Origin of the sequence: Neoroseomonas rubea (genome assembly GCF_016106015.1) — a bacterium.
Lineage (GTDB): Bacteria > Pseudomonadota > Alphaproteobacteria > Acetobacterales > Acetobacteraceae > Neoroseomonas > Neoroseomonas rubea.
On the sequence record NZ_JACADQ010000139.1, the window covers coordinates 1 to 9,990 of the forward strand.

Annotated in this window: 11 protein-coding genes; 3 read left to right on the forward strand and 8 right to left on the reverse strand. The window is 72.8% G+C overall.

Annotated features, from left to right (window positions below):
- The 3 genes from HW577_RS14010 to HW577_RS14020 all read left to right on the forward strand — a co-directional run.
- On the forward strand, positions 1 to 1,675 hold a 1,675-nt coding region (locus HW577_RS14010), incomplete at its 5' end, for a DNA translocase FtsK (RefSeq protein WP_269769547.1).
- Positions 1,676 to 1,688: 13 nt separating this feature from the next.
- On the forward strand, positions 1,689 to 2,342 hold the full coding sequence (locus HW577_RS14015) for a Crp/Fnr family transcriptional regulator (protein WP_198376756.1): 654 nt from the start codon (positions 1,689 to 1,691) through the stop codon (positions 2,340 to 2,342).
- Between the two features lie 80 nt (positions 2,343 to 2,422).
- A complete protein-coding gene (locus HW577_RS14020) occupies positions 2,423 to 2,623 on the forward strand; it encodes a YgaP family membrane protein (RefSeq protein ID WP_198376757.1) in 201 nt (66 codons plus the stop codon).
- Between the two features lie 4 nt (positions 2,624 to 2,627).
- On the opposite strand, the gene HW577_RS14025 is transcribed toward HW577_RS14020, so the two are convergent.
- From HW577_RS14025 to HW577_RS14060, 8 genes are all read right to left on the reverse strand, one after another.
- Complete coding sequence (locus HW577_RS14025; RefSeq protein ID WP_198376758.1) at positions 2,628 to 3,134, reverse strand: hypothetical protein; 507 nt, start codon at positions 3,132 to 3,134, stop codon at positions 2,628 to 2,630.
- Positions 3,131 to 4,084 carry an alpha/beta hydrolase gene (locus tag HW577_RS14030; protein ID WP_198376759.1) on the reverse strand — a complete coding sequence of 318 codons (954 nt, stop codon included), beginning with the start codon at positions 4,082 to 4,084 and terminating at the stop codon, positions 3,131 to 3,133. Before HW577_RS14030 ends, HW577_RS14025 begins: the two co-directional genes overlap by 4 nt.
- A gap of 4 nt (positions 4,085 to 4,088) precedes the next feature.
- Positions 4,089 to 5,696, reverse strand: coding sequence for a flavin-containing monooxygenase (locus tag HW577_RS14035; RefSeq protein ID WP_198376760.1), 1,608 nt, complete (start codon positions 5,694 to 5,696; stop codon positions 4,089 to 4,091).
- 62 nt (positions 5,697 to 5,758) lie between these two features.
- Positions 5,759 to 6,286 carry a dihydrofolate reductase family protein gene (locus tag HW577_RS14040; RefSeq protein ID WP_198376761.1) on the reverse strand — a complete coding sequence of 176 codons (528 nt, stop codon included), beginning with the start codon at positions 6,284 to 6,286 and terminating at the stop codon, positions 5,759 to 5,761.
- Positions 6,283 to 7,935: a glucans biosynthesis glucosyltransferase MdoH gene (gene mdoH, locus HW577_RS14045; RefSeq protein WP_198376762.1), complete on the reverse strand. Its 1,653-nt coding sequence runs from the start codon at positions 7,933 to 7,935 to the stop codon at positions 6,283 to 6,285. The genes HW577_RS14040 and mdoH overlap by 4 nt, the downstream gene beginning before the upstream one ends.
- A 43-nt stretch (positions 7,936 to 7,978) precedes the next feature.
- Positions 7,979 to 8,329, reverse strand: coding sequence for a hypothetical protein (locus tag HW577_RS14050; RefSeq protein WP_198376763.1), 351 nt, complete (start codon positions 8,327 to 8,329; stop codon positions 7,979 to 7,981).
- Positions 8,330 to 8,761: 432 nt separating this feature from the next.
- Positions 8,762 to 9,181 (reverse strand): ABA4-like family protein, encoded by a 420-nt coding sequence (locus HW577_RS14055; protein ID WP_198376764.1) that lies wholly within the window; start codon positions 9,179 to 9,181, stop codon positions 8,762 to 8,764.
- Between the two features lie 158 nt (positions 9,182 to 9,339).
- Positions 9,340 to 9,990 (reverse strand): MFS transporter (locus tag HW577_RS14060; protein ID WP_198376765.1); only part of this gene is annotated, 651 nt, incomplete at its 5' end.

Consider the following 9,990-nt stretch of genomic DNA (forward strand, 5'->3'; position numbering starts at 1 on the left):
CCCCGCCGCCCCGCCCGCCCCCCTGCCCGGCGAGGATGGCGACGTCCGCCGCGGCACCGAGCCCGAGGCCAAGCCGCGCCTCGTGCCGCGCAGCAAGGTGCAGGACCGGGCGCAGGACCGGCCGCGCCGCGTCGCGGAACAGCGCGCGCTCGACCTCGGCGAGGGGCAGTGGCGGCTGCCGCCGCTCGACCTGCTGACGGAGGCGCCGGCGCGCCGCACCGGAAGGCCGTCGGAGGAATCGCTGCAGGCCAATGCGCGGCTGCTCGAAAGCGTGCTTGAGGATTACGGCGTGCGCGGACGGATCGCGGAGATCCGGCCCGGCCCGGTCGTCACGCTGTATGAGCTCGAACCCGCGCCAGGGACGAAATCCTCGCGCGTCATCGGCCTCGCGGACGACATCGCGCGGTCGATGTCCGTGATTGCGGTGCGCATCGCGACCGTGCCAGGGCGCAACGTGATCGGCATCGAGATGCCGAACGCGAAGCGCGAGACGGTCTATCTGAGCGAGATGTTCGTCGACGAATCCTGGCACCGAAACCAGGGGCGTCTGCCGCTGGCGCTCGGCAAGGACATCGGCGGCGCGCCGGTGATCGCCGACCTCGCCCGCATGCCGCATCTGCTGATCGCGGGCACCACCGGCTCCGGGAAGTCGGTCGGGATCAACACCATGATCCTGTCGCTGTTGTACCGCTTCGGCCCCGACGAGTGCCGCTTCATCATGATCGACCCGAAGATGCTGGAACTGTCGGTCTATGACCGCATCCCGCATCTGCTCGCCCCCGTGGTGACGGAACCGCCCAAGGCGATCGGCGCGCTGAAATGGACGGTGCGGGAGATGGAGCGCCGCTACCGCGCCATGTCGCAGCTCGGCGTGCGCAACATCGGCGGCTACAACGAGAAGGTCGCAGCGGCCCGCGCGCGCGGGGAGGTGCTCACGCGCAAGGTCCAGACCGGCTTCGACCCTGAGACCGGCAAGCCGACTTTCGAGGAACAGCCGCTCGCGCTCGAGCCGCTGCCCATGATCGTCGTCGTCATCGACGAGATGGCCGACCTGATGATCGTCGCCGGCAAGGAGATCGAGGCCGCGGTGCAGCGGCTCGCGCAGATGGCGCGCGCGGCGGGCATCCATGTGATCATGGCGACGCAGCGCCCGTCGGTCGATGTCATCACCGGCACGATCAAGGCGAACTTTCCGACCCGCATCTCCTTCCAGGTGACATCGAAGATCGACAGTCGCACCATCCTCGGCGAGCAGGGGGCGGAACAGCTGCTCGGCCAGGGCGACATGCTGCACATGCCCGGCGGCGGGCGGCTTGCCCGCGTGCACGGCCCCTTCGTGAGCGACACGGAGGTCGAGCGCGTGGTGGAATTCCTGCGCAGCCAGGGCGAGCCGCACTACATCGAGGAAGTGACGGAAGCCGAGGACGATGACGGGGCCGGCGCCATCCCCGGCATGCTCGGCGGCAACACGGATGGCGAGGCGTCCTTGTACGACCAGGCGGTCGCGCTGGTGACGCGCGAAGGCAAGGCCAGCACGTCCTTCGTGCAGCGCCACCTCAACATCGGCTACAACCGCGCGGCCAAGCTGATCGAGCAGATGGAGAAGGACGGCGTGGTGGGTCCGGCAAACCATGTCGGCAAGCGCGAGGTGCTCGCGCCCGGCCCGCGGGATTGACGCGGGGGCCGGTATGCCGACGACCGAACCGTTGCTCGCGACGCTCGACGCCGCGACGCGCACGCGCATCGCGGCCGAAGCGCTGCCGCTGCGCGCCCCGGCCGGCGCGGTGCTGTTCCGCCCGGGCGATCCCTGCCGCGGCTTCGTCATGCTGCGCACCGGCCGCGCGCGCGTGGACCTGATCGCCGAGGACGGGCACGCGCTGCTGCTCTATCGCGTGGAACCGGGCCAGGCCTGCGCCATCACCACATCATGCCTGTTTGCCGGGGAGGCTTATTCCGCCGAGGGCACCGCGGAGACGGAATGCGAGGGGCTGCTGCTGCCCGCCTCGCTCTTTGCCCGGCTGGTGGAGGAGAGTGCCACCTTCCGCACCTTCGTCCTCGCCGGCTTCGCCGCGCGGCTCGCGGCGCTGATGGGGCGGATCGAGGAATTGTCCTTCCGCAGCGTCGATGCGCGGCTTGCCGCCTACCTGCTGGACCGGGCGCCGGGCACGGTGGCGGCGACGCAGCAGGAGATCGCGGCCGATATCGGCACCGCGCGGGAGGTGGTGAGCCGCCGTCTCTCGGCCTTCGCGCGCGGCGGGCTGGTGCGCACCGAGCGCGGCGCGGTCACGGTGCTGGATGCGACCGGGCTGATGCGCATCAAGGACGGCGCCGTCACGTCGTGACTTGATCACCGACAGGGTGCCGTGCGCGGCGCGAGATGGCGCCGCGGCCGCAACCGGCCGATCGATCAAGGAGCGGAACCATGAGCTGCAATGTCGGTGGCGTCGATCGCGTGCTGCGGATCGTCGCGGGTCTCGCCATCCTGGGCGCGGGCGCCTTCGGGCCCCTCGGCTGGTGGGGGCTGATCGGGCTGGTGCCGCTGGCGACCGGCGTCATCCGCTTCTGCCCGGCCTATACGCTGCTCGGCATCCGCACCTGCGCGGCTGAGACCCCGGCGGGTTAGCGGCCTACGCCGCGGGGAAGAAGCGCGGGTCGGGCAACGGCCCGTGCGGCGTCGGCGTCGCGTAGAGCGTCGCACCGCCTGGCGCGGCATCGAGTACGAGGCGCAGGCCACCATCCTTCGGCGCCTGCGCCGCCGCTTCGCGGGCGAGGGCCATCGCGGCGGACTGCAATTCGGCCGGCGTGGCGGCAAGGCGCGGCAGGTTGTCCGCCACCGCAACCTCCGTGACGCGTCCAGGGCCGAGCAGCAGCGCCAGCACGGGGCGCAGCATCTCGATCACCCTGCGCGGATCCGCCCCCTCGGCCGGCGGCGCGGCGAGGGCGAGATAGGCGCGTAGCAGAGCCTCCAGCCGCTGCGCGGCCTCCTGCACCCGTTCGGCACGCGCCCTCTCCTTGTCGGTGCCTGCGGCGCGCACCATCAGGTCGGCGGTGCCGGAGATCGCGGCGAGCAGGTTGTTCGCCTCGTGCCGCACCGGCCGGGCGAGCGCTACCAGATGATCAGCGGAAGGGGTCATGCCGCGGCGGTCTCCCAGTGCAGGCGCAGCGCCGCGGCCGCCTGGCGCAGCGTGAGGTCGGAGGCCGGGATGAAGCGGCCCATCGTCAGGTAGGCATGCATCTGGTCCGCGACGTGCAGGTGCGCGACATGCACGCCTTCCTCGTCGAGGCGCTCCGCATAGGCGATGCCTTCATCCGCCAGCGGATCGTGGCCGCAGGTCATGACGAAGGCGGGCGGCAGGCCGGCGAGCGAGGCGGCGCGCAGCGGCGATCCGCGCCAGTCGGTCCGCTGCGCGGCGTCCGGCGCGTAGTGGTCGATGAACCAGCGCATGGTCGCGGCCGTCAGCGGATAGCCCTCGATGCAGCGGAGGTAGGAGGGCGTGTTCGCCGCGAGGTCGGCGACGGGATAGAGCAGCATCTGGAAGCCAGGCGCGGGCACCGCCCCGTCGCGGCCCATCAGGGCGAGGACGGCGGCAAGGTTGCCCCCGGCGCTGTCGCCGCCGACCGCGATGCGCGACCCGTCCAGGCCCAGCGCCGCCGATTCCGCCACGACGAAGCGCAGCGCCGCGGCGCAATCCTCCACCGCGGCGGGGAAGACATGCTCGGGCGCAAGCCGGTAGTCCACGGCGATGACGCAGGCGCCGAGATGGTTCGCGAGCGCGCGGCAGACCTGGTCATGGCTGTCGAGATCGCCGATCACCCAGCCCCCGCCATGCAGGAACAGCAGGCAGGGCAGCGGCGCGGCCGGATCGGTGCCGAGGCCGCGATAGCGCCGCAGGCAGATCGCGCCGGCCGGGCCGGGGCAGGTCAGGTCCTCGACGAACGCCACCGGCGGCGGATCGGGCTGCAGCACGGGGCGGGAGGCGGCGGAGACGGCCCGCGCCTCCGTCGGCGTCAGCGTGTGGAGCGGCGGGCGGGCGGCCTCGCGGATCAGGTCGCGCACGCGCTGCGCGCCGGGGTCGAGCGGCACGGCGCTACTCCGCCGCCGCGCGGGAGGCTGAGGGCGTGAAGCGGAAGCCTTCGAAGCCGCGCGCTGCGATGCCGTCGCAGATCTCGCGATAGGTTCCGACGCCGCCGATATAGGGCATGAAGACCTGCGGCTTGCCGGGGATGTTGACGCCCATGTACCAGGAATTGGCGTGCGGATAGAGCGTGCGCTGCGCGACCTCGCCCGCGTGGCGCACCCAGGCATCCTCGGCGGCCGCATCCGCTTCCACCGTCGCCGCGCCGCTCGCCTGCATGTGCGCCAGAAGGTCGGCGACGAAATCCACGTGCTGCTCGATCGAGACCATCATGTTCGACAGCACGGAAGGGCTGCCGGGCCCCGTGATCATGAACAGGTTCGGGAAGCCTGTCGCCATCAGGCCGAGATAGGCGGTGGGCCCCGCCGCCCAATGGCGCGCGAGCGTCGCGCCATCGCGGCCCGCGATCTCCATGCCGAGCAGCGCGCCGGTCATGGCGTCGAACCCGGTGGCGAAGACGATGGCGTCGAGCGCGTATTCCCCTTCGCCCGTGCGCACGCCATCGGGCGTGATGGCCTCGATCGGCGTGCGGCGCAGATCGACCAGCGTGACGTTCCGCCGGTTGTAGGTCTCGTAGTAGCCGGAATCGACGCAGATGCGCTTCGTGCCGATCGGGTGGTTGGTGGGGCAGAGCGCGTCTGCCGTCGCCCGGTCCTGCACGATGGCGCGGATCTGCCGGCGGACGAAGTCCGCGGCGGTGTCGTTCGCCGCCTGGTTCGTCAGCAGGTCGGAGAAGGACGCCATGAAGGCTGTGCCGCCGCGTTCCCAGCGCGCCGTGTATTCGCGCTCCCGCGCCGCCGCATCGACCTCGAGCGCGGAGAGCGGGTTGAGCGGATAGTCGATGCCGGTGCGCAGCGTGCGCGCATGGCGGCGCCGTTCGGCGTAGCGTGCCTTCCAGGACGCCTCGTAGTCGTCATCCATCGCCCGGTTGCGGGACGGGATGGAGAAGTTCGGCGTGCGCTGGAACACGGTGAGATGCGCCGACTGTTCCGCGATGACCGGGATGGCCTGGATGGCGGAGGATCCGGTGCCGATGACGCCGACGCGCAGCCCGGTGAAGTCCACCGGCTCATGCGGCCAGCGGCCGGTGTGGTAGGTCGCGCCGCGGAAGCTCTCCCGGCCGGGGATGTCCGGCAGCCGGGCGGCGGACAGGCACCCGGTCGCCATGATGCAGTGGCGCGCGACGACCTCCTCCCCCGCCGTCGTGCGCAGGCGCCAGAGCGCGGCAGTCTCGTCGAAGGTGGCGCTGGCGACGCGCGTGTCGAAGCGGATGTCGCGGCGCAGGTCGAAGCGGTCCGCGACGTGGCGCGCGTAGCGCAGGATCTCGGGCTGCGCGGCGAAACGTTCCGACCAGCGCCAGTCCTGCTGCAACGCATCGTCGAAGGAGAAGGAGTACTGCATGCTCTCGACGTCGCAGCGCGCGCCGGGATAGCGGTTCCAGTACCAGGTGCCGCCGACATCGTCCGCGGCCTCGAGGATGGTCGCGGTCATGCCGAGGCCGCGCAGCCGGTGCAGCATATAGAGGCCGGCGAAGCCGGCGCCGACGATCACGGCGTCCATTCCTGGTCCCCTCCTGTTCTTCGGTGCCAGCATGCCGGGGCCGCGGGGGGCTGGATACCCCCTCAGCGCCGCGCGTAGCTGACCGCCAGGACGCCGTTGGGCCAATGGCGCGTGGCGTCGAGCCGCCAGCTGGCCGGCACGCCGCCCGGCGCGAAAAGCGGGATGCCCGCGCCGAGGGTGACCGGCATGAGGAAGAGCTCGATCGTGTCCACGATGCCGAGCGCCAGGCAGGCCTGCGCGACCGAGGCGCCGCCGAGCAGCCAGATGTCGCCGCGCACCGTCTCCCGCCGCAGCCGCGCGACCAGCAGGGCGAGATCGCCGGAGGCCGCCTCCACCCCCGCCGGCGGGGCGGCGTCGAGCGGCCTTCCCGTCAGCACCACGACGCGCTTGCCGGCATAGGGCCAGTCCCCGAAGCCGCGCGCCTGGTCGTAGGTGACGCGGCCCGTCAGCACCGTGCCGATCTCCGCGATGAAGGCCGCCGTGCCGTACTCCTCGCTCTCGAAGGGCGCGAGCCAGTCGACGCTCCCCGCCGCGTCGGCGAGATGGCCATCGAGCGAGACGGCGGCATACAGGCGCAGCCGCGCGGTCATTCGCCGCGCTCCTCCGGCAGCGCGCAGAGCCTTGCCGCGCGCAGCCGCGCCGAGACGCCCGCATCGGCCGTCACGACCGCGAAGGGGATGGCCAGCAGCAGCGACAGCAGCACAGGCGCGGCCAGCAGCAGCGTGAGTGGCGAGGCCGCGGCGAAGGCGACGGTCAGCGCCACGCCCGCCAGCGTCGGCGGCCAGAACTGCCGCGCCGCATCGGTCCAGGACACACCGCGGTCGGCGCGGTTCTGCGGCACCCAGCCCACCTTGAGCCCGAAGGGCAGCGCCAGCAGGAACAGCGACTGCGCCATCAGCCGTGCCGGTTCCATCAGCGTGGTGAAGAGGATCTCCGCCGCCGCGCCGCGCGCGGCCGCCGCCCGCCCGCCATAGCGCGCGGCGAGCGCGGGCTTGGCGAACATCTCGGCGTAGCCGGCGAGCTTTGGGGCGTAGTGGCAGGCCCAGGCGGCGGCGAGCAGCCCGACCAGCGCAAGCGTCGGTGTCGCTGCCCCGCCGCCGGTCAGCGCATTCACCGCCGCGAGCAGCAGGATCGCGCACCAGAGCGGCGCGCCGAGGAACAGCAGGATCGCCTGCACCAGCTGCCAGCGCGCCATCCAGGTCTGGCCGGGCAGGCGCAGCAGCGCGAGATACTGCATGTTGCCGCCGGCCCAGCGCAGGTCCCGCGTCACGAAGTCGCCGAAGGTGGGCGGGTTGCCTTCCGCGCTGCCCTCGTCGTCCGGCAACACGCGCACTTTCCAGCCGGCGGCGGTCAGGCGCGTCGCCTCCACCTGGTCGTGGGAGAGGATGCGGCTGCCGTCCGGCAGCGGGCCCAGGCGGCAGTGTTCGCGGAAGGGCGCGATGCGGATGACGGCATTGTGGCCCCAATAGGGCCCCTGGTCCCCCTGCCACCAGGCCTGGCCGATCGCCCATGTGCGCATGCCGTGGCGCATGCCGAACTGGAACAGGCGCGGGAACGCGGCGGTCGCGGGCCGGCCATGGATCAGCTGCTGCACGATGGCGAGGCGCGGATCGGCTTCCAGGCAGGCGACGAGGCGCAGCACCGCGGCCGGCGCCATCTCCGAATCCGCATCGAGGCAGAGGAAGTAATCGAGCCCCGCCGCATGATGGTCGAGGAAATCCATCACATTGCCGGCCTTGAATCCCTCGTTCGAGGTGCGGCGGCGGTAATGCGCGTTGGGGTGCGACGTAGCGAAGGCTCGGAAGGCGGCTTCCTCGGCCTCGGCCGCCGAACCTGAAGGCGTGTCGGACAGCACCCAGAGATCGAAATGGGACGCGGGCAGCCCGTCCATCAGTCGCCCGAGCGGCGGCAGCACGGCGGCCATGTCCTCGTTGCGGATGCATATCGCAATCGCGGTGCGGCCCTGCGGCGGCGGCGGGCGTGCGGCGCGCAGCGCGGGCAGCACAGCGGCGACCGGGTCGCGCGCACCGAGCAGGATGGCCAGCCCCACCAGTGCATTCGCGGCGGACAGCGCGCTCCAGGGAATGGTGCCTAGGAAGCAGGCGAGGATCAGCGCCTCCCACACCGTCCAGCCGCCGGGCGCGAGCACGGCCACGGCAAGCGCCGCCAGCCCCGCCGTGATGGCGAGCGCCAGCAGCAGGAACAGGGCGCGGCGGAGGAGGATGGGTTCGGCGAGCACGGCGCCGCTCTATGGAACGATGGTGGCGGGATTGCGAGGGGGCTCAGGGCATCGCCGCCCGGCCCGTCGCGGCGAAGGCGAAGGCCACGCCGGACAGCCCCGCCCAGCCGAGCGTGCCTGCCGCGAGCCAGCCCGCCGCCGCCGGCGCCCGCAGGCGCAGCAGCGCCCAGGCCAGGATCGGCAGCGCCTGCATCGCATGCACGGCAAGGAAATGCGCCAAGCGCAGGTCGCCCCCCGCGCGCGACCAGAAGAAGGGCGGCCAGGCGCCGGCATCGCTCGGCGGCGCGCCGACATAGGGGCCCTGGTTCGCGCCGATGGCGAAGCCGGTCGCGGCGCCGCCAAGACCGGCGAGGATGAAGCCGAGCGCCACCCCCGCGCGCAGCAGCGGCGGCATCGCCCCGCGCCGCGACCAGCGCGCCGAAGGCCGCGGCGCAGAGGCAGAGCAGCAGCGCCGCCGCGCCCATCAGCCCGTAGATCGCGGCGCCCAGCGCATCGCGCGCGAAGTGCGATGGCTCTCCAAGGGCGGCACGCAGCGCGATCCAGCCGGCCTCGACCAGGGTGCAGGCGATGGTGCCCGCGGCAATCGCCCGCGCCGCCCACCCATCCCGCCAGCCCGGCGCCAGCGCGGGCCAGGCCAGCGCGAGCGACCAGCACCACAACGCGAGCGAGGCCGCGAACTTCGCCGGCTTCACCCAGACCGGGACGCCGCGGATCTCCCGCCCATCGAAGGGCATGGCAACGAGGCAGGCGAGCAGCAGCACCGCCATGGCGAGCCCGGTGCGCGCTAGCGCCGGCTGCCGTTCCTCCAAGGAGTACCGCGCCGCGATCATGCGGCCCGCCGCGCAGGCAGCGCGCGCAACGCGAGGAAGGCGAGCAGCCCCGCCGGCCCGGCGAGGAAGGTCAGCGGCAGGGCGGGATAGAGCCGCCAGAGCGGGAGCGCCTCCGCCGTCGCGCGCCGGCACATCCAGGCGCCCAGGAACAGGTCGAAGGCGAGGTAGTGCAACCAGCCCGCCAGCAGCACCCCGTCCCGCGCGAACAGCGCGCGCACCCCGGCGAGGGTCGAGAAGCCCCCCTCCGTCCCCGGCGCGTGCCAGGCAAGCAGTGCGACATAGGCGATGGCGAGCGCGACCGGGATCGCCACCCCGGCCACGTGCCAATGTGCCCAGCGCCGGCGCGGGAACAGCGCCAGCAGGATCCAGCCCGCGAGGGCGAGCGTGTTCGCGGCGGTGAAGAGGCGTTCTTCCATTCCCGCCAGATGGCGCCGGCCGGGCGCGGGGCCAGGGCGCTCGGAGCTGGCGGTGCGGCAGCGCGCCAAGAAGGGGCGCACGCCGGCTTGGCGGGGCCGATGCGCGCCACGCCGGGTCGCCGGGCGATGGCCTGAAGGACGCGCCTTCGAGCGCGGCCTCAGGCGAAGGCCGGCCGCGCCCCCCGGAAGCGCCGCCCGCGCCGCAGCAGCCACAGCGCGATGGCGAGGTTCACCAGGTTCCACGCGATGCCGTTCCACATCGCCGCGTCATAGGACCCGGTCGCGTCGAAGATCGCCCCCGCCATCCAGCCGCCGAGCGCCATGCCGACCAGCGTCGAGGAGAGCGCGATGCCCACCCGCGTCCCCGCCTGGGACGCGGGGAAGAGCTCCCGCACGATCATCGCGTAGGACGGCACGATGCCGCCCTGGAACAGGCCGAAGACCGCGCTGACGACATAGAGCGCCACCATCCCGTCCGCCGGCAGGAACAGCAGCAGCGCCACGCCCTGCAGTGCCGAGCCGAGTGCAAGCGTGGCGAGCCCGCCGATCCGGTCCATCACGACACCGAACACCAAGCGAGAGACGATGCCGCAGGCGAGCATGAGGGAGAGCATCTCCGCACCTCGCTGCGCGCCGTAGCCGAGGTCGACGCAGTAGGCGACGATGTGGACCTGCGGCATGGCCATGGCGACGCAGCAGGCGATGCCGGCCGCGGTCAGCACCAGCTGCAGCCCGTTCGGCGGCAGGCCGAGAACGCGCTCCGGCGGCGCGCCCGGCGCTGCGGCGGGGCGGGGCGGCGGCAGCGGCAG

Coding starts and splice junctions, on each gene's coding strand:
- HW577_RS14035 (WP_198376760.1), bottom strand. CDS start 5,696: ATGGACGCCGTGATCGTCGGCGCCGGCTTCGCCGGCCTCTATATGCTG.
- HW577_RS14040 (WP_198376761.1), bottom strand. CDS start 6,286: ATGACCGCGCGGCTGCGCCTGTATGCCGCCGTCTCGCTCGATGGCCAT.
- HW577_RS14055 (WP_198376764.1), bottom strand. CDS start 9,181: ATGGAAGAACGCCTCTTCACCGCCGCGAACACGCTCGCCCTCGCGGGC.
- HW577_RS14015 (WP_198376756.1), top strand. CDS start 1,689: ATGCCGACGACCGAACCGTTGCTCGCGACGCTCGACGCCGCGACGCGC.
- HW577_RS14025 (WP_198376758.1), bottom strand. CDS start 3,134: ATGACCCCTTCCGCTGATCATCTGGTAGCGCTCGCCCGGCCGGTGCGG.
- HW577_RS14050 (WP_198376763.1), bottom strand. CDS start 8,329: ATGCCGCCGCTGCTGCGCGCGGGGGTGGCGCTCGGCTTCATCCTCGCC.
- HW577_RS14020 (WP_198376757.1), top strand. CDS start 2,423: ATGAGCTGCAATGTCGGTGGCGTCGATCGCGTGCTGCGGATCGTCGCG.